The following is a 25,456-nucleotide window of genomic DNA, read 5'->3' as shown; positions in this document are numbered from 1 at the left end:
GGGACCGGAGACCCGGAGCGCGTGTCCGAACTCAGACCGCGGGGCCGAACTCATCGAGCGCGGCGTCGACGAGTTTCGCCTCGGCGGCCTGGAGGTGGCGGCTCGCGGTCGAGGGCGCGCAGTCGAGCGCGGCGGCCACGTCCTCGTGGGTCGCCCCGCGTGGGCGTTCGTAGTAGCCGAGGTCGTGAGCGGCGGCGAGCGCCTCGCGCTGGCGCTCGCTCAGTCGCGTCCCGGGGTGGTCGAGCGCGCCGCGGAACGTCCCCACCGACTCGACCCGGACGTCCATCGCCTCGGGCCCTTCCGCCAGCGCCGCTTGCAGCGCATCGCTCTCCCCGACGACGCGAAAGTGCATCTCCCCGTCGCGGTAGACGATCGGTTTCCGGACGACCAGGCCCGGCCGGGCCCGGGCCCGGTGGATGGCGGCGAACAGCGAGGTCGACAGCGGGCGGGTGTCTACCAGTGCGTAGGTCCACTCACCGCTCGCCGGGGAGAGTGTCACGGACCCGATCCCGTCCGTTTGCGGCGCGGCGGCCGCGAACTGCCCCGGATCCCCCCGGATGCCGAACAGCACTGTCTCGACGCCCTCGCTCGTCGTGTTCCACTCCAGCAGGTGCGTCTCCGCGACGCGCGGCGAGTCCGCCAGCATCCCGTAGAACGCCGGCGCGCTCTCCCCGTCGACCGCGGCAGTGACCCGGAGCCGTTTCATCAACGGAAGCGACGCGCGGTTTTACTTAAATTTATGCAGTGTACTGCACCAAACGCCCTCCTCACGGGAGGGCCACGACTCGGACGATGGGTGAGACATCGCGGGGAGCGACTCGGCTGACCGGACGGCCGCTCGACGACGACGGCCGACCGGCGACGGGACCGGCGCTGGAACTCGATCCGGACGGACGGGCGGCCCGACTGCTGGCGGAGTCGCCGCGGGCGCTCGTCGCCAGCCCCGGTGCGGGCACCTGGGCGACGCTGCTCGAACGGCCGGACGAAGGCGAGACCGAGCGGCCCGTCCTTCTCCAGTGGCTCGGCCCCGACGCCGCAGAGCCGCCGACCCACTACCACCGGGTGAGCGAGACCTTCGAGGCCGTCGAGGGGACGCTGACCGTCGATGTCGACGGCGAGGTGCGCCGGCTCGGTCCCGGCGATTCGGTCACGATCGGGGCCAGCGTCGACCACGCGTTCCGCAACGAGACCGACGAGACGGTCGCGTTCTGGGCGGAACTGCCGTCGATGCGGACTGCCGCCTCGCTCTACACGGTCTGGGGGCTGGACGTCGAGGGCGCGTTCGGGGGCGAGGGCGACTACGGCGAGCCCGGACTCCTCGCGGCGCTGCCGATCAGCGAAGACGTGTATCCCGACACCGTGACGACGGTCGCGCCCGTCCCCGTCCAGCGTGCGCTCTGGGCGACGGTCGGGCGCGCGGCGCGGGCGCTCGGCCACTCCGGTATCGACGAGCGGTACCTCGACGACGCGTTCTGGGAGGAACGGGTCGAGCAAGTGCCGGTCGTCGGGGACTGATAGTAATCACCGACCGCGGCCGGCGGCGACTGACCGCCCGGAGCGAGTGTGGCCCCGACTCGGACTGCCCGAACTGGTAAGTGACCGCCGGCCGACGCGGGGGCATGGACGAACTCCCCGCAGACGCGGTCTACGACCGGGCGCGACCGACGGAACTCGCGGTCTCGCCGGACGGCGACCGGGTCGCGTTCGCCGCCGGCGAGGCCGACCCCGGCGAGGACGAGACCCTGCAATCGGTGTTCGTCGTCCCCGCCGACGGGAGCCGCGACCCGCACCGGCTCACTCGCGCCAGCGGCGCGTGGAACATCGAGTGGCCGTCGGACGGCTCGAAACTCGGCGTCGTCATGGTCCGCGACGAGGACGTGGATATGCGCGTCGGCCGCGACGAGGACGAGAACGGAGACGACGCTGACGGCGAGGAGAACGGCGAGGACGGTGAGGAGAACGGCGCGAACGGCGACGAGCCGAAACCGCAGGTCTGGGTGTACGACCTCGAACGCGGCGGCGACGCACGGCAGGTGACCGACCGCGAGGAGGGCGTGCGCGATTTCGACTGGGGCCCCGAGGGCGAACGGGTCGTCGTCTCGGCCCGGGACCCCACCGAGTCGGAGCGGGAGTATCTCGAACAGCGCCGCGAGGACGGCCCCGTCGAGACCGAGCGGCTCCAGCACAAGATGGACGGCCAGGGGTGGCTCGACACGGTGACGACCTACCTGTTCGTCGTCGACGTGGCGACCCGCGAGGAGCGCCGGCTCGACGACGCCAGCGGGGGCGGCATCTTCGAGGCGCTGGTTGGTCTCCAGCCCGCCTGGCACCCCGACGACGACCGGATCGCCTTCTGCGCGTACCGCGGCGAGGACCCCGACGACACGTACGTCCACGACGTCTACCTCGTCTCGGCCGACGGCGGGGACGCCGAGCGACTCACCGACGGCGAGTACACCGCGACCGCCCCCGCCTGGAGCCCCGAGGGGGACCGGCTGGCCTTCGGCGCGAGCGACCCGACCAACTGGTACGCGCCGACCGACCTCTGCGTCGCGGACGCCGAGACGGGCGAGTACGGTGTCGTCACCGGGGAGCTCGACCGGACGCTCGGCCTGCTGGGGAGCGCGGCGTGGCTCAACGGCGACCGGCTGCTGGCGTCGGTCGCCGACGAGGGCTGGACCCGGTTCGCGACGGTCGACGCCGACGGCGGCCACGAGCGGGTCTTCGACCGCCAGCCTCGCGACGAGACGCTGCGGCAGTTCGACGCCGACGGCGGGACGGTCGCGCTCGTCCGCAGCGACCCCGCGGAGGGGGTCGACGTTCACGCGATGGACGCCGGGGCTCTCGACGCCGGGCCGGACGACGCCGACCCGCGGCGCCGGCTCACCGAGTTGAACCCGGACCTCGTCGCCGACTACGACCACCCCGAGGCTACCCGGCTGACGTTCGAAAGCGACGACGGGACCGAAATCGAGGGGATCGCCTACCACCCGCCGGGGTTCGACCCTCACGACCCCGAGCCGCGGCCGGTACTGCTGTGGATCCACGGCGGACCGATGGCCTACGACCGGCCGCAGTTCGCGCTCACGACGACGTTCTGGACGACGCGCGGCTACCTCGTCTACAACGTCAACTACCGCGGGTCGACCTCGTACGGCCGCGCGTTCTGCGAGGCGCTGCGGGGCGCCTGGAACACCGTCGAGGTCGAGGACCTGCTCGCGGGCACCGACGACCTCGTCGACCGGGGGTGGGCCGACCCCGACCGGCTGTTCGTCGGCGGCTTCTCACAGGGCGGGGTCAACACGGCCTACGTGCTCACCCGGACCGACCGCTTCGCCGCCGGCCTCGCCGAACACGGCGTCTACGATATGCGCTCGGCGTTCGGCACCGACGACTCCCACAGGTGGATCGAGAACGACTTCGGCCTCCCGTGGGAGAACCCCGAGGCCTACGACGCGGCCTCGTCGATCACCGACGCCGACCGGATCGACACGCCGCTCCTGCTGACCGCCGGCGGGAACGACTGGCGGTGTCCGCCCACCCAGTCCGAGCAGCTCTACCGCACCCTGCGGAAACGCGGCGTCGAGTCGAAACTCGTCGTCTATCCCGACGAGCACCACAACGTCGGCGACCCCGACCGCGAGATCCACCGGCTGGAGACCCTCGACGACTGGGTCGCCCGCTTCGACCCCGGCCGGGAAGCCGACGAAAACGGGGACGAAACTACCGGCGCAGACGGTGAGGACGGAGCTAACGGCGACGACGGCGGCGACGGCGACGGCGACGACGAAATCGACGACCACTGACCCGGCAGTGCCCCGCGGTCGGGTCGGTCACCCGAGCGCGTACGCGAGCACGTAGACGACCGCCGACCCGATCATCAGGAACACCATGATGAGCGCCAGGACCTGCTGGCGGTCCAGTTCGAGGGGGTTCATATCCGGTGGTTGTCGCCGGCACGGTTAGGGTTTTCGCGGCGGCGCCGACCGCTCGTCGCCGCTCCCGGGAGGTCGACCGACCCGAAGCGGTCCGCCCGACAACAAGTCTAATATGTGACCCGTCCGAAGCGACAGTATGGAGCGCTCCATCGAACGCGAGCGACTCGCATCGGTCGGCGGCACGCTCCTCGGCTACGCGCTGCTGGCGCTGGGCGTCGCGATGGTCGGCCTCACCGGGTACCAGCTGCTGTTCGCCTCCGGGCGGGCACTCGAAACGCCCGTCAGCGTCGGTCCCCTGGCCGTCGTCGGTCTGGTCGCCGGCGCCGCGGGCTATCTCCTGCTCAGGCGGACCCTCGACAGGGACGCGGACCCCGACGAACCCGACGTCGAGCCCTCGGAAGCCCGCAAGGCCGACGCCTACGAGTTCGACACCTGAGCGCCCCTCTCCGCCCGGTGTCGGCCGACCCGTCCGAAGGCGAGCCCTCACTCATTGCCGTCCCCTCCCCGGCGACCGGCCGGTCCGCCGTCCGGCGAGGTCCGGCGCGTGACAAGGTTGATACGTCGACGAGTCGAAGCGCCGGTATGGGATCCCGCCTCCCCTCGGACGGACGGCTCGTCTCGGCCGCGGGAACGGTCGTCGCGCTCGCGCTACTCCTGGTCGGCGGCGCCGTAACGGTCGAGACCGCTTTCGAACTCCTGATCGCGGAGGGGCCGGTGCTGGGGGCGCCGGGCGTCGGTATCGGGAAAGGGGCGGCCGGCCTCGCCGTCTTCGCCGTCGGCTATCTCGTCCTCCGGACCGTCGCCCGCCGTGACGCTGTCCCGCCCTCGGAGGACCCGGACCACGACTCCGACGCGGCCAGCAGATTCATCCTGGACTGGTAGCGCGCCGACCACCGTACCGGCTCGCGACGCGCGACCTCATTCCGTTCCGTTCTCCTTCCACCGACACCCGGATAGCGACCGCTGTCCCGCCGCGATCCGTCGGACCACTAGCGTTTATAATCCAGTAGTACAACCTAGTAATCGATGACGACGCAGCTACAGCGCGCACGGGAGGGAACGGTCACGGAGGCGATGGAGCGGGTCGCCGAGCGGGAAGAGTGCGACCCGGAGTTCGTCCGCGAGCAGGTGGCCGAAGGGCAGGCGGTGATCCCGGCCAATCACGGGCACGAGTCGCTGGACCCGATGGTCATCGGGCGGGAGTTCGGAACGAAGGTCAACGCCAACATCGGCGCGAGCGAGACGACCAGCGACCTGGCCGAGGAACTCGAAAAGCTCCACACCGCCGTCCACTACGGCGCGGACACGGTGATGGACCTCTCCACGGGGGGCGACCTCGACGAGATCCGGGAAGCGAACGTCGAGTACTCGCCGGTGCCCGTGGGGACGGTCCCCATCTACGAGGCGGTCACGCGGGTCGACGACGTGGCCGACCTCACCCACGAACTCCTGCTGGACGTGATCGAGAAGCAGGCCGAGCAAGGCGTCGACTACATGACGATCCACGCCGGCGTGAAGATGGAGCATCTCCCCCTCACGGACGGCCGCAAGACCGGCATCGTCTCGCGGGGCGGGTCGATCCTCGCCCAGTGGATCGAGGAAAACGGGATGGAGAACCCGCTGTACACCAAATTCGAGGACATCTGCGAGATATTCGCAGAGCACGACGTGACCTTCAGCCTGGGGGACGGGCTCCGCCCGGGCTCGCTGGCCGACGCGAGCGACGAGGCGCAGTTCGCCGAACTCGACACGCTCGGTGAACTCACCCGCACCGCCTGGGACCGCGGCGTCCAGGTGATGGTCGAGGGGCCGGGCCACGTGCCGATGGACGAGGTGGCTGACAACGTCGAGCGCCAGCAGGAAGTCTGTGACGGCGCGCCGTTCTACGTGCTCGGGCCGCTCGTGACCGACGTGGCGCCGGGCTACGACCACATCACCAGCGCCATCGGCGCGACCGAAGCGGCGCGGGCCGGCGCGGCGATGCTCTGCTACGTCACCCCGAAGGAGCACCTCGGGCTCCCGGACGCCGAGGACGTGCGCGACGGCCTCGCGGCCTACCGGATCGCCGCCCACGCCGCCGACGTGGCCAACGGCCGTCCCGGCGCCCGCGACTGGGACGACGCGCTCTCGGAGGCGCGCTACGAGTTCGACTGGCGCCGGCAGTTCGAACTCGCCCTGGATCCGGAGCGGGCCCGCGACTACCACGACCAGACGCTGCCCGGCGACAACTACAAGGAGGCCCGCTTCTGCTCGATGTGCGGCGTCGACTTCTGCTCGATGCGCATCGACCAGGACGCCCGCGAGGCCGCCGAGGAGGGCGAAGGGCAGATGGAGACCATCGACGACGAGACCGATCTCGAAGAGTCGCCCGCTGCCGAGGTGAACCGCCCGCCCGTCGGCGAACACGACGGCGCCGACGTGCCCGACCTCCCGAAGTTCGTCGACCCCTACGGTCACGAGGAGCCGGCGGACGACTGAAGTCCGCTCTCCCGACAGCTTCAAACGCCGCGCCGGTTGTCGCGAGTGCTACGGGTCTATTTGGGCCTTCACGCCCGAGTAGGGGTATGCCACGAGATAGCACGGAGGGTCCGCCGTGACCGACGACGGCCCGACCCGCGACGCCTTCCTCCCGGTCGCCGCCCAGCCGTCGGTCGATCAGCTCGTCGAGTTCGCCCGCGAGGCCGAGCAGTTGGGCTACGAGCGCGCCTGGCTCCCCGAGACCTGGGGCCGCGACGCCGTGACGACGCTGACGGCCATCGCCGAGCGCACCGACGAGATCGGGATCGGGACCTCCATCGCGAACGTCTACTCCCGCTCGCCCGCGCTGATCGGTCAGACGGCGGCCACGCTCCAGGAGGTCTCGGACGGGCGACTACGCGTCGGTCTCGGCCCCAGCGGCCCCGCCGTCGTCGAGGGGTGGCACGGCGTCGACTACGACCGCCCGCTGCGGCGGACCCGCGAGACTATCGAGGTCGTCCGGCTCGTGCTCTCGGGCGAGCCCGTCGAGTACGACGGCGAGATATTCACGCTCTCGGGGCTGCGTCTCCGCTGTGACCCGCCGGAGACGGTCCCGGGGATCGACGCCGCCGGGATGGGACCGAAATCCGTCGAGTTGGCGGGCCGGTTCGCGGACGGCTGGCACGCGCTGATGCTCACGAAGGCGGGACTGCGCGACCGGCTGGCGGACCTGAAACGGGGGGCGGAACTCGGCGACCGCGATCCCGATGAGTTGCGCGTGACGCTCTCGCTGCCCTGCATCGCGCTGGACGACCGCGAGCGGGCGCGGCGGCTCGCGCGAAACCACCTGGCGTTCTACGTCGGTGCCATGGGTACCTTCTACCGCGAGGCGCTCGAACGGCAGGGCTACGACGAGGAGGCCGTCGAGATCGCCAGCGAGTGGGCCAACGGGAACCGGGAGGCCGCGCTGGCCGCCGTCTCCGACGAACTGCTCGACGACCTCGGGATCGCCGGCACCCCCCAGGAGTGTCGCGAGCGCTACGCCGAGTGGGAAGATATCGACGGCGTCGACGCCGTCTCGGTGTCGTTCCCGCGGGGTGCCGAACCCGACGAGATATCGGCGACGATGCGCGCGCTCGCGCCGGAGTGACGAGCCTTTTGAACGGGACAGTTCGCGATCCGAACTCGCGACCACCGGGCGATACGGATCGGGAAGCCGATGAGCGCTCGTCCGCCGTCGGGCACGACGAATACGCCGCGTCGGTGCCGTAGAGGCGTGATTTCGGCGTCGCATCGCGTAACCGAAATCGCGGAAAATCAGGGGGGCGAAGAAACAGACGTGTCCGGGACCGCATCACTCCGAACTGGCCGTACCGGGGCGGGCGAAGCGTTCCCGCCGTCGATCCGTCGCACGGCCGGCGTCGGGACCGTCGGCTTCGTCCTGGCGAACCTGCTCGTCGGCCTGGCGTTTCTCACCGATCCCGATCCGATGCCGTACTACCCGTGGGCGTCGCTCCCGGTCGCGCCGCTGCCCGACCAGCCGACGCTCGGCCACTACCCGGCCAGCTACACGCTCGGCCTCTGGCTGTGGGAGTTCACGTTCCCGCTCTCGATACTGTGGGCGGCCGACAGGGCCGAACTGACGGGCGAACGAGCGCGGCGCGCCGCGCTCGTCGGCCTCCCCGCCGTCGTCGCGCTCGGCTTCCACGCCTACTGCGCGCTCGTCTTCCCGCAGCCGACACCCACGCCGTGGGAACCCGCGGTCACCGCGGTCTGTTACGTCTACTGTCAGACCTACGCGCCGCTGTGGAGCGCGGTCACCGTCGGGACGGTCCTGCTCGGCGTCGGCGGCTGGCTCGCGCCGCGCGACTCGCGACTCGGACGCGCCGCCACCGCGGGGTTCGGTCTGCTCGCCTTCCCGCTGGGTGCGCTCGCGCTGTACGACGCCGCGACCCGGAGCGACGGTGGCCGCTGAGGCCCGCCGCGCTCAGCCGGACTCGTCCGGGAAGACCTTCCCGGGATTCAGGATCCCCTCGGGGTCCAGCGCGTCCTTGACCGACCGCATCGCCGCGACGGACGCTGCGCCGTGTTCGGGCTCCATGAACTGCCGCTTGCCGAGGCCGACGCCGTGCTCGCCGGTCGCCGTCCCACCGAGATCGATGGCCGCCTCGACGACGGCCGCGTAGGCCGCCTCGCCGCGTTCGACCATCCCCTCGTCGTCGGGGTCGACGAGGATCTCGTAGTGGAGGTTGCCGTCGCCGGCGTGCCCGTAGCAGGCCATCGGGAGGTCCCGCGTGTCGGCCTCCCGGCGGGCCGCGCGGACGATCTCCGGGAACGAGCCGATCGGGACCGTCACGTCGCCGGGGTGGAGCGGCCGGAGATCCTCGCGGTACTCGTCGAGCGCGTAGGCCATCTCGCGCCGCAACTCCCACAGCCGAGCCATCTCCTCGTCGGCGGCGATCTCGAAGGAGACCGGGTCGTAGTCGGCGAAGACCGTCCGGCAGAAGTCGATCTCCTCTTCGATCCCGTGGTCGGCGTGGAACTCGACGAAGACCATCGGCGCGTCGGGCAGATCGGTACCGACGTACTCGTTGGCGACCTCGGCCGCGAACGAGCCCATCAGCTCGATCTTCGCCACGTCGACGCCCGACTGGACGGCGTCGGTTATGGCGCCCGCCGCGTCGTCGAACGTCTCGAACACCGCCCGGCCGCCCCGGACCTGCTGGGGCCGTCCAGCGAGTTCGAGCGTCGCCCGCGTGATCACCGCCAGCGTCCCCTCGCTGCCGACGAGCAGGTCCTTCAGGTTGTAGCCCGCCGAGGACTTGACGGCCCCGCTGCCCGCCGTCACGACCGTGCCGTCCGCGAGTACGGCTTCGAGTTCGAGCACCCAGTCGCCGACGACGCCGTACTTCACCGCCTGCATCCCGCTCGCGTCGGTCGCGATCATCCCGCCGACCGTCGAGATGTCTCCCGACGAGGGTAGCGGCGGGAACGTCAGCCCGTGCTCGGCCGCGGCCTCGTCGACCGCGCTGCCCAGCACGCCCGGCTCCACGTCGACTTGGAGATCGTCGGGCCGAACCTCCAGGATCGCGTCCATCCGGGTGGTGTCGAGGCTGATACCTTCGTGGGCGGGAACGGCGTTGCCCTCCAGGCCGGTGCCGGCGGCGTAGGGCGTGACGGGGATGCCGCGCTCGTGGGCGCCGGCGAGGACCGCCGACACCTCCGCGGTGCTCGTCGGCCAGACGACGGCGTCGGGGCGGACCTCGTCCTCGGGGTGGGTGCCCCAGTCGCCGGCGTGTTCCTCGCGGGCGTACTCGTCCGTCGACACCCGGTTGGGGTCGACGGCCTCGCGCAGGAAGTCGAGGTCGGTCATGGGCGAGGTGCGGGGCCGCGGGGGTTTAGCTCCGTCGGCAGCGGCACCGCGCGGTGCCGGGACCGCGCGCCGGCGGACCCGCACGGCAACGAGCCCCGGGCTTACCGCTCCACACCGGGCACGCGCTCGGCGAGGAACGCCCGGTGTTCGGCGGCGCGCTCGTCGCGCTCGGCGGGCGTCGCGTCCTCGTACCACAGCGGCAGGCAGGCCATCGCGTCCAGCCGGTCGACCAGCCGGTAGGTCGCCATCCGCTCCAGCGTCGGTTCGTCGAACGACCACTCCTCGCGGCCCTCGGCGTAGGCCGCCCGGAACGTCTCCCGCAGGGCGGCCGTCCGCCCGGGGTCGTCCCGGACCGGCTTCAGCAGGTGGAACTCGACCTTCGCGAGGTTGTAGGCGGGCTCGGCCGCCGAGAGGTTCGCCCAGTCGAGCACCGCCCGCGTCTCGCCGCTCTCGGGATCGACCAGGAGGTTGCCGTAGCGGTAGTCCCAGTGGTTGTACGTCGGCGGGTCCGGCTCGGGAAGGGTGGGGATCACGTCGCGCAGGTGCTCGCGGACAGCCGGGACGAGGTCGGCGAACCGCTCGGGGTCGTCGGCGAGGTCCGGGAAGTAGCCGCCCTCGGTGAGCCGGTCGAGCGTCCCCTCGTAGTCTTCGAGCAGTCGCTCGCGGAAGTCCTCGGCACGCGGGTGGTCGTCGGTGTCGAGCACCGTCAGTTCGCCGTCCTGCACGCCGACGGTCCCGACGGCCGGGAGCGGTCCGAGTTCGTGCAACTCGGCGAGGTTCCGGCCCGCTTCCCGGACCACGCGCTCGCGGGCCGCCGGATCGAGTCGGCCGGGGTCGTCCTCCAGATTCGCGCCCTCGACGTGCTCGGCGAGGTAGAACGGGGCGGGGAACTCGTCGTGAGCGTCGCAGTAGCCGAAGACTTCGGGGACGGGGATACTCGTCTCCCGCCCCGCGAGTTCGAACAGCCGCGGCTCCGCGCGGGCGACCGGCGGGTCGACGAGGTCGGCGGTCGTCGCCTTCAGGACGGCCCTGCGCGGGCCCGCAGGCGTCCGCACGTCGAGCGTCGCCACGAAGTCCGTCCCGTGGGGACTCCGCTCGATGGATTCGACCGTCCACTCGGGTCGGATCGCGGCGACCATCCCGCGGACCGCCTCGTCGGACACCTCGCGGTCGGACGGCGAGACGGGGTCGGATACCATACCGCCACTCGCCTGGCGACCGACAGAAGGTTTGCGGTCGTCCGGAGAGTGTGAACAGATACCACGGGACGCCGCGGTCGTCGAGCGGGGCCACGGTCGGGGTGGGAACCCAGGAACTACGGACCGACGACGAGTAGGAGACGGCGAAGATGGATACGCGGACGATCATCGGGTCTGACCCGGTCTACGAGCGGCGGTGGCTGGTCGTCGGTGTCGCCCTCGGCGCCGCGTGTTCCGCGCTCGTCGGGGCGGCGCTGCCGCTTCCCGGGATACCGTGGTACGCCGGAGCGACCGCTCAGGTCTCGCTGGTCGCGGTCTCGGTCGGGCTGCTGGCGCTCCGTTTCGGCGTCGGGGCCGTCCTCGCCGTCGACTTCGCGCTGCTGTTTCCCGCGTACTACGTCCGGGCCCGGGCGGCCGGGGTCGGGTTCAGGACGCCGGTGGAACACGCGCTCCCGCAGGCGGCCGTGGACGCCGCCGTACTCGGTGTCGTCGGAGTCGGGGCCTGGGTCGCCGCGCGTCGGGTCGTCGGTCACGGGGACACCGATCGCCTGGTGGAACGTCCCCGGTCCGAGTAGAACCGGATCCGGACGGGTTATCTCGCGAACGACTGCCGCCCCGCCGGCGATTCACACCGGCAGCGACGACTCGTTGATCCCCTCCCGCCGACCGTCCAGCACCGCGAACCGCTCGCCGCGCCGCAGCTCCAGCCAGCGGAGCAGTCGCTCGGCCCAGTCGAGTTTCTTCGCCTTCAGCGGGCCCACGTCGGGGTCGTCGAAGTCCCAGCCGGCGAAGACCAGGGCGTCGGCGCCGCAGTGGTCCGCGAGGAACGCCGCCCGGTCGCCGTCCGTGAACCCACCCGTGTTGACGACGGGGCCGGCGGGGGCGGCCTGGGTCGTCGGTAACACCCACTCGACCGCGAGACGGGGGACCCGCTCGCGCAGTGCCGGCCGGTTGTCGCCGTGGGCGTGGACCGCCACGGGCGTCCCCTCGACGGTCAACTCGCGGGCCACGTCGCCCTTCTCGTCCAGGTCGGTGACCATGCAGTCGACGGCCAGGTCGGCCTCGCGCACGACGGCGGCCGCGTCGGAGGCCGCGACGACCGCGTCGGCCGCCCGGACGGCGTCGAGTTCGTCGCCGAGCGACGGTCCCGCGCCGACGACGGCGACCGCCTCGCCGGTGAAGTCGAGGTCAGCGGGGGCGAGCGGTCCGCCCCGACGGCTGCCGCTCGACGACGGATCCGCGCCGGCGTCTGACGGGCGCGCGCCCCCGTCGCCGGCGTCTCCACCCCCGTCGACTCCGTCGCTCACGAGGTCGGCGAGCAGGTCGCGTGCCCGTTCGTCGCCGGCCCGGTCGAACCCCATGTCGGCCAGGATCGCCGCGTAGACGGGTTCCCAGTCGTGGAATTCCATGGCAGTAGCTACCCGAGTTGCGCCCCAATAAACCGGATTAGCCGAAATGGCACGTACAAGGTACCCCTACCCAGGTGCCCTTTCGGCCGTCACCAACCCGTTTTGGCGCATCCGGTATAAGTTTTCTCACCTGTCACCCCGCCGTCGGCCCGGCAGGGTCCGGGCGAGCGCCCGTGGCACGTCGGTTCTGGTCGCCAGGTCGGCCAGCGCGCCGGTCGACCCCCACAAAAACCCCTCCCCACCGGCGGCGACGAACCGGCAGTCCGTCGCGGCGGCGGCCGACCGCAGCGCCTCGCGGGCCGCCGCGTCGAGCCCGCTGACCGCGTAGACGCGGCCGACCGCCGCTGCGGGGTCCGCGTCGACGCCCGCCCGTTCGAAGTGGCGCGCCGCCTCCCCCGGCGTGGTCACGTCGAGTTCCGCGGCGGCGATGTCGCCGCCACCGTCGGTTCCCCGGCCGCCGCTACGGCCCCGTTCACGCGCGAAGGCGTCGCCGACGAGGGCGGCGTCGCGCGTCTCGCTCACGTCGTGGGTCCGGATCACGTGGGCGCCGCGCTCGACGGCCATCGACGTGGCGGCGAGGCTGACCGGCAGCGCGCCCTCCGTCGAGCGGTCGGCCAGCGTCCGCAGGAACGTCTTCCGGTTGATCGAGACCAGCGTCGGCCTGTCGAGCCCGCGGAACTCCCGCAGCCGGCGGAACGTCTCGCGGTCGTCCTCGATCGTCTGCTCGTCGGACCACCGGCCGAAGGCGGGGTCGACGATGGTCTTGTCCGTCAGCCCGTTCTGTTTCAGCGCCTCGTACACCTGGTCGACGTAGTCGGCTCCCTCCGCCCACGACTCGGACTTCCGGTCGGCCCACGGCGTCGCCCGCACGGCCCCCGGTTTCTCGATGTCCGGCGGGCTCGCCATCTTCGCGACGGCCACGTCGTACTCGCGACAGACCTCGGGCATCTCCGGGTCGGCGAAGCCCGCGATGTCGTTGACCATGTCGAACCCGCGGTCCAGCGCGGCCTCGGCGACCTCGGCGTAGCGGGTCTCGATGCTCCAGACGGCGTCGCCGGACGTGGATTCGAGCGTCTCGACGGCCGTGTCGAGCCGGTCGAGTTCCCCCTGGGCCGAGAGCACGTCGAACTTCTTGTTCGCGGATTCGAGGCCCACGTCGACGATGTCGGCGCCCTCGTCGATCAGCTCGTCGTCGACGTACGCCGCGGCCTCAGCGGGGTCGTCGAAGACGCTCGGGTCGTAGGGCGACTCCTCGCTGACGTTGAGCACGCCCATGACCCGCGGCGGATAGTCGTCCCCGATCCCGAGACCCGCGGCGTCGACGTTCTGCATACGCGGGGCTGAGGACTATGGGTGCAAAAGCGGTGCGATGCGCCCGCGGCGGGGCCCGTCGGCTCGTCGACTGCGCCGGCCCGGCGGCTTCCGATCGGTCCCTCCGCGCGACGTACGCTACTGCTCGTCAAAGAGGGTGCTCGTCGTCCGCTCCTCGCGCTCGTAGCGCGACTCGGGGAGCTTCGACGAGCAGTTCCGGCAGACGGTGTAGTCCGGGTCGTTGTTCGTCCCGCACTCGGGGCAGTACCCCGGGTACTTCGACGGCGTCGTGTTGACGAGACTGGCGTAGTGGGACGGCATCGACGCTTCCTTCTGCGGCAACAGCGACCCGGCACCCCCGACCAGCAGCGACCCCAGGAACGCGACCAAGCCCAGTCCCAGCGCCGCCAGCGTGGCGAACGTGATGACGGTCACGAAACTGACCATGCGTGACACTCTGTGCCACGTGATTATAAATTGTCTGATCGCCGGGGTCCCGCTCCCCGGCTCACGGGCAGCCGACGCCGACTCGGGCGCTTTTTGTCGGGCGGCCGTCTACCCGGAGACATGGGAAAGGTCTCGATCGGGCTCCGCGGCTGGCGATTCGACGAGGAGGCGGTGTTCGCCGACGACGGGACGATCCGGCCGCTGGACAACATGGACGCCGACACGCGCGAGCGGATCGTCCGCCTCTCGGCGATGATGGGCGAGCCCTGCGACTGCTGTTACCTGATCCACGGCGAGGAGGCCATCCAGCGGTGCAACCCCGCACAGGCCATCTACGGGGAGGCGCTGGGGGAGGTCCTCCTCTGTGACGACCACGAGGCCGACTTCGTCTACTGGTTCCAGGAGGAGGGCGGCAAGCGCTACGCCGGCGAGCGCGAACTGCAGGGGCGGTTCCACGAGTGGTTCGCGGACGGCGGCCGCGCCCCCGACGGGTTCGAACTCGAACACGTCGAGGAGAACCCCGACGACGTGCCCGAGGCTCCCGACCCCGACGAGGAGCTGCCCGGCCTGGAGGAGGAGATCGAGGAGATGGACGAGGACGAGCTCGACGCGCTCGATCTGGACCTCTCGGACCTGGAGTTCGACGGATGACCGACGACGCGACGACCGGCCCCGCCGGGGCGGACGGCGCGACGGAGGGGGAGGAACTCGGAGACGGCGACACGGCGAGCGGCGACGCGGTGGACGGGAACGCTACGGACCGCGACGGCGGTCCCTCGGTCTCGGTCGCGGTCGTCGACGCGGAGACCTCGGGCAACGTCGGCACCATCGCCCGCTCGATGAAGAACTTCGGGATCACCGACCTCTACCTCGTCGACCCGCCCGACGTGGGCCCCGAGAGCGAGGCGTGGGGGTTCGCCGGCCACGCCCGCGAGGACGTGCTCCCGTCGGCCCGCGAGGTCACCTTCGACTACCTGGTCGAGCACTTCCACACCGTCGGCTGCACGGCCGTCACCAACGAGGACGAGCGTAGCCACACCCGCTACCCGTTCAGGACGCCCGCGGACCTGGCCGACAGCCTCCGCAGCGTCGACGCCGAGACCTGCGTCGTCTTCGGCCGCGAGCGGGTCGGGCTCACCAACGAGGAGATCGCCCGCCTCGACGAGGTGTGTTCGATCCCCGCCTCCGGCGAGTACCCCGTGCTCAACCTCGGCCAGGCCGCCACGGTCGTCCTCTACGAGCTCCGGGAGCTGACCGTCGACGAGACCCAGCACCCCGAGTCGAACCACCAGCGCGCCGACGAGCGCGCCGTCGAGGGCCTGCACGAGCAGTTCGGCGAGTTCCTCGACGCCATCGACCACCCCGAGGAAAAGAGGGGGAAGGCGCGGCGGCTCTGGCGGCGGTTCGTCGGCCGGGCCCACCCGACCGGCCGCGAGGCGAAGACGCTCCGGGGCATCTTCCGGCGGGCCGGGCAGAAAGTCGACCGGCTCGAAGCCGACGACGACGGCGGGGACTGACCGGACTACGAAGGCGCGAGGACCCGCGGCGAGTCGGAGACGCGAGGAGGGAGGTGACGGTCGGCCGTCGGTCACCGCTCGCGGTCGACGGTCTCCCGTTCGACGACCACGCCCCACCGCGCCGTCGAGACCAGGTCGGCGAGGACGTGGGCGTACAGCGCGGTAGCGACCAGGCCGGCGACGTACGGCGAGGACAGCCACAGCGGCGGCACGACGAGGCCGCCGACGACCACGTGACTCAGCAGGCGGTTCAGCGCCCCGACCGACCCCTCGTCGAAGATCTCCTCCTGCGCGGCGACGACGATCCGCGGGTCGCGGAGACAGCGGCGAACCGGCTCCAGGCTCCCGGTGTTGTACCACGCCAGCAGGAAGTGGTCGACGTCGATCCCGACGCCGACGGCGAGCGCGAGGGCGACGACCGCCCACGCGGGGATCGGCGGCGTCGTGAGGGCGAGCGCCCCGGCGGCGACGACCAGCGATATCGCGGCGTGGGCGCCCGACTTCATCGGGGCGAACCCGAGTCGTCGACCGGCGATTCAGCCCCGCGGGTCCCGGGTCCGGAGGCGGGGGCGGTCCGCTGGACGACCGACAGCCCGACGGCGCCGGCGAGGAAGGTCCCGGTCCCGAGCAGTTGCGTCCACGAATCGGGAGCGGGCCACAGCCCCATCCCGGCGGCCTCGACGGCGCCCATCGGCGTCGCCGTCGCGCCGACGAGTACCACGCCGACCCCCGCGCTCAGGACCGCGACCGCGATACCGGCGACGACGAGCGCCAGCCAGACGACGGCCGTCCCGCCGACGACCGTGCGAGCGTCCGCGCCGTCGACCGCGAGGACGAGGCCGGCGACCGCCAGCACGCCGTAGTCGACGGCGCCGCCCAGCGCCGCGACGGCGCCGTCGGCGACCGCCAACCAGAAGTACGGGACCCCCAGCGCCAGTCGCGTCGCGAGTTCGACGCCCAGCCACAGCGCCGCGGCGACGCCCAGCACCCGCCCGGCCCGGACGACCGCCCGCGGCGCGACCCGGGGGAGCAGCCGCTCGGTCGGCGCCATCGGTAGCCCCGGCCGGGCCTCGTCGCCGAGCGCCTCGCGGAGCGCCGCGCCGCCCGCCGCGGTCGCGGCGACGAGGGCGGCCGCGAACAGCCCGCTCTGGACCGCGTCCGCCGCGCCCTCGGCGACGGCCGCGGTCTCGACGGGGTCGGGTGCAACGACCAGCCGCGCGAGCGGCGACGCTTCGATGGCGACTCCCCCGGCGAACACCGCCGCGGTCAGCCGCCGGACGCCCGCGCGCGTCACCGACCCGTCGCCGGTCGCGGCCCGCTCGGCCAGCGCGAGCAGCGCGACGACGGCCAGCCAGTCCGCCGCGACCCGCAGGCTCAGGGAGTGGACGAGCGTCACGACGCTCCGGAGCGGCCGCGGCGGCACCGACGCCAGCGCCAGCGTCGCCGCTCCCAGCAGGCCCGTCGCAACGAGCGCGGCCAGCCCGCGGCGCCGGGTCTCGTCCATCTATGCCCGCTCCTGGATCTCCTCGCGGAGGACGCTGCTCACCGTGTCGCCGTCGGCCTTCCCGCGCAGCTCCCCCATGCACTCGCCCATCAGCCCGGAGAACGCGCCCATGCCCTCGGCCTCGACCTGCTCGGCGTTGCGCTCGACGACGCGCACGACCGCCTCGCGCACCTCGTCCTCGCCGACGCCGCCCAGGTCCTCCCGCTCGACGGCCGCCTCGGCCGTGAGGTCGGGGTCGGCCGCCAGCGCCCGCAGGAGGTCGTCGAGCCCCTCCTGGGGGACCTCGCCGTCGTCGACCAGCGCGAGCGCGTCCGCGAGGTGGTCGTCGGTCAGGTTCCCGACGGCCACGTCGTCGCGGCGGAGTTCCGTCAGCGTCGACTCCAGCGTCCCCGCGGCCAGCGTCGGGTCGACCCCCTCGTCGACCACCCGCTCGAACAGCGGCATGTACTCGCCGTAGGCGACCTGCTCGGCCAGCCCCGAGTCGAGGCCGTGCTCGGCCTGATAGCGCTCGACCTTCTCGGTGAGGAGTTCGGGCTGGTCGACCTCGGAGGGGTCGGGCTCGACGGGCGGCACGTCCGTCTCGGGGTACATCCGCGCCGCGCCGGGCAGCGGCCGCAGGTAGCGGGTCGTGCCGTCCTCGTTGGCGCCGCGGGTCTCCTCGGGCACCTCGTTAAGGGCGACCTCGGCCCGCTCGGCGACCGCGTCGATCGCGAGGTCGGTCGTCTCCGGGTCGTCGGCGACCAGCGCGACCGCGTCCCCGGCCCCGGCGTCGACCGCCTCGCGCAGGTCCGCGACTTCGGCCTCGGACACGCCGTAGGCCGGGAGTTCGTCGGTGTGGAAGATGCCGCCGGCGCCGTGTCGCTTGGCGTGGTCGGAGAACTCCGTCCCGAGGCGCCGGTCGGGCTGGATCTCCCGGCCGACGAGCCCGTCGAAGCCCGCCAGGCGGAGTGCCATGACGTTCCCGCCGTCGGAGAGTGCGCCGCCGATGACACCCGAGTCGGTGTCCGCGAAGACCTCGGTCACGTCCTGCGGCTCGCCGACCGCAGCGTCCCGCTCGTCGAGTTCGTCGGCGATCTCCAGCAGTTCGACCTGCCGGCGGACCTCGTTGCGGACGATGTCGTCGATGTCGTCGAGGCTCTGGACCCCCTTGATCTCGACGCGGGCGCCCTCGGCGACGGAGACGTTCACGTCCTGGCGGATCGTCCCGAGACCGCGCTTGACCTGGCCGGTCGAGCGCAGCAGCATCCCGATGCGCTCGGCGGCGTCGCGGGCCTGCTCGGGCGAGCGGATGTCCGGCTTGGTCCCGATCTCGACCAGCGGGATGCCCAGTCGGTCGAGCGAGTAGCGGACGCCCGAGTCGGTCTCTTCGACGCGCTGGGCGGACTCCTCTTCGAGCATCAGGTCCTCGATGCGGACCTGTCCTTCGTCGGTCTCGATGGCGCCTTCGCCGGCGACGCGCATCGTCCGCTGGAAGCCCGTCGTGTTCGACCCGTCGACGACGATCTTCCGCATGACGTGGACCTGGTCGACGACGCTGGCGTCGAGCAGCTGGGCGATCTCCATGGCCACGTCCATCGCCTCCCGATCCACGCGGCCCGGCGGCTCGTCGTCCTCCTCGACGAGACAGGTGGTGTCGTAGGACAGATACTCGAACTCGCGGTCGACCATGCTCTCCTCGAGCGCCGCTTCGTCGATCTCGCCGAGTTCGCTCTTGGTCGGGTGGAGATAGCGGGTGAAGGTCCGCTCGGACTCTTCCGGCTCCCTGAGGTCCGTCGGACACGGGCAGAACAGCTTCGATTCCGTGTCCAGTTGCTGGTGGATTTCGAGTCCCGCCACCAGCCCCAGGTCCTCGTAGTCGTAGTCTGCGTCGCTCATTGGGCGTGTGTGCGACCGGGTGGACAAAAAGGACTCCGTCTCGACGGTTCGCCGCGGTCGCGGGATCGGATCGCCCGGGACGCCCGCGTTCGGGACGCCCGACCGCGACGGAACCACTGACGGGTCAACGGAAAGGATTTACACACGAGGAATCACTTCCGACGTGCCCGTACGATGCCGGAATCGATCAGGAAGCGGCTGATAACGTTCGTCGCCTCGGTGTGGGGGATACTGACCGCGTACAGCATCTACGTGGTGCTGGGGTACCCCGCCGAGTTCCCGCAGATTATGATATTCTTCAATCTCGTCCTCGCCTGCCAGTTCGCGGCCGTGTACCCGGTCTATCGGTACTTCGGGTGGGAGTTCGAATGAGCGAAACCGACTCCGACGAGACGGCCGGCGCGGTCGGTGCGGTCGCCGGGACGGTCGTCGCCAGTCTGAGCCGTTCACGCCTGGCTACCTGCTCGCGGCCGCGACCGTCGGTGCGGTGACCCCCTACGTCGGCCATCACCCCGTTCGCCGGTTCGGTCGGTGAGCGGACCGACCGGACGACGCACGTCCGGCCCGGCGCCGAGGTGTTTTGCCGGTCCGGGCCGTAGCCGCGGCCATGGACGGGCGCGCGCTGGTCGTCGTCGCCCTCGTCACCCTCGCTGGCTGTTCGGTCGTTGCCGACGGCGGCGGACCCGATCCGACCGACACACTGACACCCGCCCCGATACCCACGACCGCGCCGACCGACACGGCCGCGCCCTCGCCGCTCCCGCCTGGCGTGACGACCCGCGGGACCGTCAGTCCGAGCGCGCTCGCGACCGCCCACGTCCGGGCGGTCACCGGGCGGTCGTACGTCTGGACCGAGCGCCGGCGGACGCTGACGGCCACGGGCGACGGTAACTGGACGGTCGCGCGCAACCGCACCCGGTCGGTCCGCCTGGAGGACGGCCGCACCTACCGCTGGAGTCGCTCGCGGCGCGTGATCTGGACCGGGCTCACGCTCACCTACCGGCCCGCGCTCGACCGCTACTCCGACGGCGACACCCGCTACGTCCGCGAGGGGGACACCGACGGGCCGGTCTACCGCGCCCGCCCCGCCACCAACGACAGCCAGGCGATCGCGCTGGTCGCCGCCAACCGCGTCCAGTCGTACCTGTCGCTCCGGAACGTCTCCGTGTCGGTCGGGCGTGTCGACGGCGAGCGGCGCTACTGGGTCGAGAGCGGCGGCGACGGCGTCGTCGACGGCGAGTACGCCGCCAACTACTCCGTCGGCGCCGTCGTCACTCCCGAGGGGTTCGTCCGCCGGCTCGCCGTCACCTACACCACCGAGCGCCGCGGGACGCCGACCCGCATCGAGTACGAGTACGCCTACCGGCGGGTCGGGAACGTCTCGGTCTCCCCGCCCGACTGGCTGCCCGAGGCCCGGGCCGCCGTCGGCGGCGGGAGCGACTCCGCCGCGAGCGGGACGACCGGTGCCGGGACCGCAACTGCGACCACCGCCGGGACCGCTCTACTCGCTACTCCTCGTCGCCCAGGATGACCCGCTCGGTCATCTTCGCCGGGTCGAGCACCTCGTCGGCCTCCGCCTCGCTGAGGTAGCCCTCCGCGACGACGACCTCCTTGATGGTCTTGCCCTCGGCCATGGCCTGCTTGGCGACCTTGCTGGCCTTGTCGTAGCCGATGGCGGGGTTCAGCGCGGTCGCCAGCGCCATCGACTGCTGGACGCGCTCCTCGCAGTGCTCCCGGTCCGCTTCGAGTTTCGCGACGAACTTCTCGGCGAAGACTTCGCTCCCGTTGGCGATCAGCCGCGCCGACTGCAGGAAGTTGTTCGCCAGGATGGGCTTGTAGAGGTTGAGGTCGATCTGCCCCTCCGCGGCGCCCGCGGAGACGGCGGCGTCGTTGCCCACGACCTGTTTGTGGACCTGATTCACGGCCTCCGCCACGACCGGGTTGATCTTCCCGGGCATGATCGAACTACCGGGCTGGTTCTCCGGCTGGTCGATCTCGCCGAGGCCGTTCCGTGGACCGGAGGCGAGCAGCCGCAGGTCGTTGGCGATCTTGTTCAGCGAACCGGCGACGGTCCGCAGGGCGCCGTGGGCCTCGGACATCGCGTCGTGGGCGGCCTGGGCCTCGAAGTGGTTGTCCGCCTCGCGAAAGTCGATGCCCGTCTCCTCGCTGATGTACTCGGCGGCCTTCGCGGGGAACTCGGGATGGGTGTTCAGGCCCGTACCGACCGCCGTCCCGCCCAGGGCGAGTTCCGAGAGGTGGTCGCGGACGCCCTCGACGCGCTCGATGCCCTTCTCGATCTGTGTGCGGTAGCCCGAGAACTCCTGGCCGAGCGTGATGGGCGTGGCGTCCTGGAGGTGAGTGCGGCCGGTCTTGACCACGTCGTCGAACTCCGCCTCCTTCTCGCCGAGGGCGTCGGCGAGCGTCGAAAGGGCCGGGAGCACGTCGTTCTCGACCGCTTCCAGGCTGGCGACGTGCATCGCCGTCGGGATCACGTCGTTGGACGACTGGCCGTAGTTGACGTGGTCGTTCGGGTGAATAGTCCGAGAACCGATCTCGGCGCCGTAGATCTCGGTGGCGCGGTTGGCGATGACCTCGTTGGCGTTCATGTTCGAGGAGGTGCCCGACCCGGTCTGGAACACGTCGACGGGGAACTGGTCGTCGTGCTCGCCGGCGATGACCTCGTCGGCCGCCTCGACGATGGCCTCGACCTTCTCCGATTCGACGAGACCCAGGTCGTCGTTGGCCAGCGCGGCGGCCTTCTTGACGACCCCGAGCGCGCGGATGAAGCGTCGCCCGAAGGTCTCCTCGCTGATCGGGAAGTTCCCGACGGCGCGCTGGGTCTGGGCGCCCCAGTAGGCGTCGGCCGGGACCTGCATCTCGCCGAGGCTGTCCTCCTCCGTGCGGAATTCCTCGTCTGACATGGTCGAAGCGTCGATTCGAGAGGCGTAAAAGCCACCGAAGTCTCCCACGCGCTCGGGAGAACTGGGTCGAGCGTCCCCAAGACACTTGTCGCCCGGCCGGTCCCTCACCGACATGGACCGCCCCGCCCTGCACCTCGCGGTCGCCGCCTGTCTCCTCCTCGCCGGGTGTTCCGTCCTCGGTCCGGACCACACCCGCGAGGAGCGCGCCGTCGCGGCGCTCGCCGACGCCCGCGAGGCCGTCAACGACACCGACACGTATCGCTTCGACGGCGACCTGCGGGTCGTCGCGACCGCCGACGGCGAGACCGAACGGGTCGGGATCGATATGAACGGCACCGTCGACGCCGCCGAGCGCCGGATGCACTCGACCGCCGTCCGCGGGGGCGAGACCTACGAGTCGTACGTGATAGACGGGACCGCCTACCAGGAGTGCGGCGGGCCGATGGGGATGGACATGTGGGGCGTCGAGAACGTGACCGCCGACGACTGGCGGATGGGGACCCCCGCCGCGCGCCAGCTGGCGCTGCTGGAGTCGGGGTCGCTGTTCCACAACGGCACCCGCACGCTCGACGGCCGGGAGGCGGTCCTGCTGGTCGGCCGCCCGACGACGGACGCGCTCACGAAGTACCAGGAGCGCCGGGATCGGTCGCTGCTGGGCGGTCCGAGCGTCGACGACGCCGAAGTCCGCGTCTGGATCGACCCCGAGACTTACCGACCGCTGCGGTCGGCGGTCCGGTTCGAGGTGTCGCGGGGCGGAAACACGGCGACCGCGAGGATCGAGATGACCTTCGCCGACTACGGCGCGGATCTCTCGGTCGACGTGCCCGCGATCCCCGACGAGGAGACGTGGGGGGCGGGCTGTCCAGGGTAGCCCGCACGCGGGACTGACCCGGGCGGCCCCGTCAGGACCCGGGCGGCCCCGTCAGGACGCGTCGGTCGGCGTCTCCGTGCCGGCCTCGGTCGGCGTGTCCGTACCGGCTTCCGTCGGCGTGTCTGTGGTGTCGTCCGGCGTTCCGGTTTCCGTGGGCGTGTCCGTCCCGTCGGGCGTTCCCGTCTCGGTGTCGGTCCCCTCGGGGGTCCCGGTTTCGGTGTCGGTGCCCTCGGCCTCGGTCGTCACGAACCCGAGGTCGACGACGGCCTGGCCCTCGGCGGTGTAGGGGCCGTCGTCCTCGCCCTCGGTGTCGACGAAGTCGTAGCTCTCGTCGTCGTCGGTGTCGAGGTGGGGCATCGGGATCAGCGGCCTCGCGGGCGCGGGCGGGAAGGTGACTCCGGCGAGCCCCTCCGGGTCGTCGAGCGCGACCTCGACCGCGCGGTGGCGGCCGGGGTCGAGGTACTCGGAGACGCCGACGACGCTCGCGAGCGCCTCGCCGGTGAGCAGGCGCGCGTCGTGGAGCGCGACGAACCCGCCCTCCGAGAGCAGCGCCTCGCCGACCGTCACGGCGTCGTCGGTCACCGCCTGGTTCTCGAAGTCGACCGTCGCGAACGGCGCCGGCTCCTCGCCGTCCGGCGTCCCGGTCGGCGTCCCGTCGGGTGTGTCGGTGGGCGTGTCCGTCCCGCCGGGCGTCCCCGTCGGCGTTCCGTCGGGCGTCCCCGACAGCACCTGCTCGGGCGACTCGTCCCCGTCGGGCGTCCCCGTCGGCGTCCCGTCCGGCGTCTCGGTGGCGGTCCCCTCCTCGCCGTCCGCGACGACGAACGCGAGGTCGACGACGGGGAGGTCGGCCTCGACGAACGGGCCGTCCTCCTCGCCCGCGCTGTCGACGAAGTCGTAGGTGTCGTCGTCGCCGGTCTCGCGGTGGGGCATCGCGACGAGCGCGCCGGTCCCCTCCAGGCTCTCGGTCTCGTAGTCGGCGCCCGGTACGTCGAACAGCGTCGTGTCGACGCCGTAGTGGACGCCCGCGTCGAGGCGCTCGGAGACGCCGACGACGCTCTCGGTCACCTCCCCCTCGAAGAGCGTCACGTCGTGGAAGGAGACGTACCCCGGTTGGGACAGCGTCGCCTGGTCGACGGTCACGCTCGTCCCGTCGGAGGTCTGGTTGGCGAACTGCACCGAGGCGAAGCCGTCGCCCGTCTCCTGGGTACCGCCGTCTCCGTCGTCGCCGCTCTGCCCGGAGACGACGGCCCCGGTCCCGACGGCGAGCGCGCCGGTCGCCAGCGCGCCGCTCTTGAGGAACGTTCGTCGGCTCGTTTCACCTGTGGCTGGTCGGTCTGTGGGTTCGTCTGTCATCGCTGAGACTCCAACCGGCCGTTGGGAAGTCCCGTCAATAAACCGGGGAAACCGTTTTTCCGGTAACCTCGGGGTAGCGCTCGGTAGCGCCGGCTACTCCGAGTAAGACCGGTTTCACGCGAGTAACGGCGGCTTTCCGTCCCGGCGGCCTTGCGTGCGCGTGTCGGCAGTGGGCGATCGGGAGTCGAAACCGGGCGGTCAGGTCCACCGGTCGAGGCCGGTCTGGACGACCGACTGCTCGATCCGCTCGAAGCCGCGTTCGACCTCGTTCTCGTCGACCTCCCACTCCTCGCAGACGAAGGCTCGCGCGGCGTCCACGTCGGGTTCGATCCCGCGGTCGAAGTCGTAGTCGTCGGTCACGGCGGGGTTCAGGAACAACTCGCGGATGCGGTCGGCGTCGTCGACGTACACGTCCTCGGCCTCGAACACCGCCCAGATGTCGCCGTGCTCGCGGACCGCCGTGACGGCGGTCTTGGGCCCGTACCCCGAGATCCCCTCGTTGAAGTCTGTCCCCATCAGGATGGCGGCGTCGACCAGTTGCTCCCAGCTGATGTCGTGGTCGTCGAGCGTCGCCTCGAAGTCCATCAGTTCGGGGTCGCCCTTGCTGGTGATCTGACGCAGCGTCAGCGGCGCCCCCAGCAGGAGCGCGTCGTAGTCCTCCGTGCCGACGTAGTCGACGCTCCCCTCCCGGGCCATGTGCGCGGCCTGGGCCTCGCCCTCGGCGGGCGCCTCGATCACCGGCACGTCGAGCAGTTCGAGCACCTCGCGGGTGGTCGAGAGGATCGTGTCGGTGAGCCGCTGGGTCTGGGACTCCAGCCGGGCGACGGCGAGTTCGTCGCCCTCCTCGCGGGCCCGTTCCAGTTGCTCCTCGCGCTTCTCCCGGTCGGCGCGGCGCTGTTCGACCTCGTCGTCCTTGAGGTCGACGACGCTCCCGTCGAAGACGAACACGGGGGTGATGTCGTGCTCGAAGAACTTCGGGAGCCCCTGGACCACGCCGACGAGGTTGGCGACCTCGTCGCCGTCGGCGGTCGTGTAGATCGAGTCGTTCGTCCACCGGACGGTCGTCGTCAGGTAGCGGTAGAGCCAGTTGTGCGCGTCGACGGCGACGACCGAACCCGAGAGGTCGTCGAACGGCACCTCCTCGATAGCGGCCAGGTCCCGGAGGTCTGCGTTTCCCATCACCCCCCGATAGGTCCACCCCCGGTTTGAATCCCCCGACCCGCGCGGCGGTCGAGGTCGGCCGGGGACCGACCGGACGCGTCTCGCGACCGCGGTCTCGCT

Annotated in this window: 26 protein-coding genes; 14 read left to right on the top strand and 12 right to left on the bottom strand. The window is 71.6% G+C overall.

Annotated elements, in window-relative coordinates; translation table 11 throughout:
* Positions 1–31: 31 nt before the first annotated feature.
* A complete protein-coding gene (locus ACMGFI_RS03275; protein ID WP_436907312.1) occupies positions 32–706 on the bottom strand; it encodes a helix-turn-helix domain-containing protein in 675 nt (224 codons plus the stop codon).
* Between the two features lie 86 nt (positions 707–792).
* Between ACMGFI_RS03275 and ACMGFI_RS03270 the strand changes: the two genes are divergently transcribed.
* The 7 genes from ACMGFI_RS03270 (at position 793) to ACMGFI_RS03240 (ending at position 8,370) form a co-directional block, all read left to right on the top strand.
* Positions 793–1,515: a cupin domain-containing protein gene (locus tag ACMGFI_RS03270; protein ID WP_436907311.1), complete on the top strand. Its 723-nt coding sequence runs from the start codon at positions 793–795 to the stop codon at positions 1,513–1,515.
* 104 nt (positions 1,516–1,619) lie between these two features.
* Entirely contained in the window at positions 1,620–3,806 is a 2,187-nt protein-coding gene (locus ACMGFI_RS03265) for a S9 family peptidase (protein ID WP_436907309.1), read from the top strand.
* Positions 3,807–4,074: 268 nt separating this feature from the next.
* The gene (locus ACMGFI_RS03260) at positions 4,075–4,374 is read left to right on the top strand and encodes a hypothetical protein (RefSeq protein ID WP_436907307.1); all 300 of its coding nucleotides are present in this window, start codon (positions 4,075–4,077) and stop codon (positions 4,372–4,374) included.
* A 146-nt stretch (positions 4,375–4,520) separates the two neighbouring features.
* Positions 4,521–4,820 (top strand): hypothetical protein, encoded by a 300-nt coding sequence (locus ACMGFI_RS03255; protein WP_436907306.1) that lies wholly within the window; start codon positions 4,521–4,523, stop codon positions 4,818–4,820.
* Between the two features lie 144 nt (positions 4,821–4,964).
* Positions 4,965–6,416 carry a phosphomethylpyrimidine synthase ThiC gene (gene thiC / locus ACMGFI_RS03250; protein WP_436907305.1) on the top strand — a complete coding sequence of 484 codons (1,452 nt, stop codon included), beginning with the start codon at positions 4,965–4,967 and terminating at the stop codon, positions 6,414–6,416.
* A gap of 115 nt (positions 6,417–6,531) precedes the next feature.
* Entirely contained in the window at positions 6,532–7,545 is a 1,014-nt protein-coding gene (locus ACMGFI_RS03245; protein WP_436907303.1) for a TIGR04024 family LLM class F420-dependent oxidoreductase, read from the top strand.
* Positions 7,546–7,734: 189 nt separating this feature from the next.
* Positions 7,735–8,370, top strand: coding sequence for a hypothetical protein (locus ACMGFI_RS03240; protein ID WP_436907302.1), 636 nt, complete (start codon positions 7,735–7,737; stop codon positions 8,368–8,370).
* Between the two features lie 12 nt (positions 8,371–8,382).
* Here the strand turns inward: ACMGFI_RS03240 and ACMGFI_RS03235 are convergent, their stop codons facing one another.
* Complete coding sequence (locus ACMGFI_RS03235) at positions 8,383–9,768, bottom strand: FAD-binding oxidoreductase (protein WP_436907301.1); 1,386 nt, start codon at positions 9,766–9,768, stop codon at positions 8,383–8,385.
* Positions 9,769–9,869: 101 nt separating this feature from the next.
* Complete coding sequence (locus tag ACMGFI_RS03230) at positions 9,870–10,967, bottom strand: phosphotransferase family protein (protein WP_436907300.1); 1,098 nt, start codon at positions 10,965–10,967, stop codon at positions 9,870–9,872.
* 149 nt (positions 10,968–11,116) lie between these two features.
* Between ACMGFI_RS03230 and ACMGFI_RS03225 the strand changes: the two genes are divergently transcribed.
* Complete coding sequence (locus ACMGFI_RS03225; RefSeq protein ID WP_436907298.1) at positions 11,117–11,542, top strand: hypothetical protein; 426 nt, start codon at positions 11,117–11,119, stop codon at positions 11,540–11,542.
* A 51-nt stretch (positions 11,543–11,593) separates the two neighbouring features.
* On the opposite strand, the gene ACMGFI_RS03220 is transcribed toward ACMGFI_RS03225, so the two are convergent.
* From ACMGFI_RS03220 to ACMGFI_RS03210, 3 genes are all read right to left on the bottom strand, one after another.
* Positions 11,594–12,376 (bottom strand): 6-hydroxymethylpterin diphosphokinase MptE-like protein, encoded by a 783-nt coding sequence (locus tag ACMGFI_RS03220; RefSeq protein WP_436907296.1) that lies wholly within the window; start codon positions 12,374–12,376, stop codon positions 11,594–11,596.
* Positions 12,377–12,502: 126 nt separating this feature from the next.
* Positions 12,503–13,708 carry a dihydropteroate synthase gene (folP, locus tag ACMGFI_RS03215; protein ID WP_436907294.1) on the bottom strand — a complete coding sequence of 402 codons (1,206 nt, stop codon included), beginning with the start codon at positions 13,706–13,708 and terminating at the stop codon, positions 12,503–12,505.
* A gap of 117 nt (positions 13,709–13,825) precedes the next feature.
* A complete protein-coding gene (locus tag ACMGFI_RS03210; protein ID WP_436907293.1) occupies positions 13,826–14,134 on the bottom strand; it encodes a DUF7577 domain-containing protein in 309 nt (102 codons plus the stop codon).
* A gap of 120 nt (positions 14,135–14,254) precedes the next feature.
* On the opposite strand from ACMGFI_RS03210, the gene ACMGFI_RS03205 reads away from it, so the two are divergent.
* Both ACMGFI_RS03205 and ACMGFI_RS03200 read left to right on the top strand, forming a co-directional pair.
* Positions 14,255–14,785, top strand: a complete 531-nt coding sequence (locus ACMGFI_RS03205; RefSeq protein WP_436907291.1) for a DUF8114 family protein — start codon at positions 14,255–14,257, stop codon at positions 14,783–14,785.
* Positions 14,782–15,651: an RNA methyltransferase gene (locus ACMGFI_RS03200; protein ID WP_436907290.1), complete on the top strand. Its 870-nt coding sequence runs from the start codon at positions 14,782–14,784 to the stop codon at positions 15,649–15,651. The genes ACMGFI_RS03205 and ACMGFI_RS03200 overlap by 4 nt, the downstream gene beginning before the upstream one ends.
* A gap of 71 nt (positions 15,652–15,722) precedes the next feature.
* Here ACMGFI_RS03200 and ACMGFI_RS03195 read toward each other — a convergent pair whose 3' ends face one another.
* Genes ACMGFI_RS03195 through gatE form a run of 3 tightly spaced genes read right to left on the bottom strand, consistent with a single transcriptional unit; the run spans position 15,723 to position 19,030 of the window.
* Positions 15,723–16,157, bottom strand: coding sequence for a hypothetical protein (locus ACMGFI_RS03195; RefSeq protein ID WP_436907288.1), 435 nt, complete (start codon positions 16,155–16,157; stop codon positions 15,723–15,725).
* A complete protein-coding gene (locus ACMGFI_RS03190) occupies positions 16,154–17,155 on the bottom strand; it encodes a hypothetical protein (RefSeq protein WP_436907286.1) in 1,002 nt (333 codons plus the stop codon). The genes ACMGFI_RS03195 and ACMGFI_RS03190 overlap by 4 nt, the downstream gene beginning before the upstream one ends.
* The gene (gatE, locus tag ACMGFI_RS03185) at positions 17,156–19,030 is read right to left on the bottom strand and encodes a Glu-tRNA(Gln) amidotransferase subunit GatE (RefSeq protein WP_436907284.1); all 1,875 of its coding nucleotides are present in this window, start codon (positions 19,028–19,030) and stop codon (positions 17,156–17,158) included.
* A gap of 174 nt (positions 19,031–19,204) precedes the next feature.
* Between gatE and ACMGFI_RS03180 the strand changes: the two genes are divergently transcribed.
* The 3 genes from ACMGFI_RS03180 to ACMGFI_RS03170 all read left to right on the top strand — a co-directional run bounded on the left by ACMGFI_RS03180 (position 19,205) and on the right by ACMGFI_RS03170 (position 20,561).
* On the top strand, positions 19,205–19,402 hold the full coding sequence (locus tag ACMGFI_RS03180) for a hypothetical protein (RefSeq protein WP_436907283.1): 198 nt from the start codon (positions 19,205–19,207) through the stop codon (positions 19,400–19,402).
* The gene (locus ACMGFI_RS03175) at positions 19,399–19,521 is read left to right on the top strand and encodes a hypothetical protein (protein WP_436907282.1); all 123 of its coding nucleotides are present in this window, start codon (positions 19,399–19,401) and stop codon (positions 19,519–19,521) included. Before ACMGFI_RS03180 ends, ACMGFI_RS03175 begins: the two co-directional genes overlap by 4 nt.
* A gap of 116 nt (positions 19,522–19,637) precedes the next feature.
* On the top strand, positions 19,638–20,561 hold the full coding sequence (locus ACMGFI_RS03170; RefSeq protein WP_436907281.1) for a DUF7537 family lipoprotein: 924 nt from the start codon (positions 19,638–19,640) through the stop codon (positions 20,559–20,561).
* Here ACMGFI_RS03170 and ACMGFI_RS03165 read toward each other — a convergent pair.
* The gene (locus ACMGFI_RS03165; RefSeq protein WP_436907280.1) at positions 20,539–21,951 is read right to left on the bottom strand and encodes a class II fumarate hydratase; all 1,413 of its coding nucleotides are present in this window, start codon (positions 21,949–21,951) and stop codon (positions 20,539–20,541) included. The genes ACMGFI_RS03170 and ACMGFI_RS03165 overlap by 23 nt on opposite strands.
* 112 nt (positions 21,952–22,063) lie before the next feature.
* On the opposite strand from ACMGFI_RS03165, the gene ACMGFI_RS03160 reads away from it, so the two are divergent.
* The gene (locus ACMGFI_RS03160) at positions 22,064–22,822 is read left to right on the top strand and encodes a LolA-like protein (RefSeq protein ID WP_436907278.1); all 759 of its coding nucleotides are present in this window, start codon (positions 22,064–22,066) and stop codon (positions 22,820–22,822) included.
* A 51-nt stretch (positions 22,823–22,873) separates the two neighbouring features.
* Here the strand turns inward: ACMGFI_RS03160 and ACMGFI_RS03155 are convergent, their stop codons facing one another.
* Both ACMGFI_RS03155 and fen read right to left on the bottom strand, forming a co-directional pair.
* Positions 22,874–24,175 (bottom strand): DUF7282 domain-containing protein, encoded by a 1,302-nt coding sequence (locus tag ACMGFI_RS03155; RefSeq protein WP_436907277.1) that lies wholly within the window; start codon positions 24,173–24,175, stop codon positions 22,874–22,876.
* A 198-nt stretch (positions 24,176–24,373) separates the two neighbouring features.
* Positions 24,374–25,354, bottom strand: coding sequence for a flap endonuclease-1 (gene fen, locus ACMGFI_RS03150; protein ID WP_436907276.1), 981 nt, complete (start codon positions 25,352–25,354; stop codon positions 24,374–24,376).
* Between the last annotated feature and the right edge of the window lie 102 nt (positions 25,355–25,456).

Origin of the sequence: Halosimplex marinum (assembly GCF_051414075.1) — an archaeon.
Classification (GTDB): Archaea; Halobacteriota; Halobacteria; order Halobacteriales; family Haloarculaceae; genus Halosimplex; species Halosimplex marinum.
The sequence above is the reverse complement of the archived record's forward strand: the minus strand, read 5'-3'. Positions and strand labels throughout refer to the sequence as shown.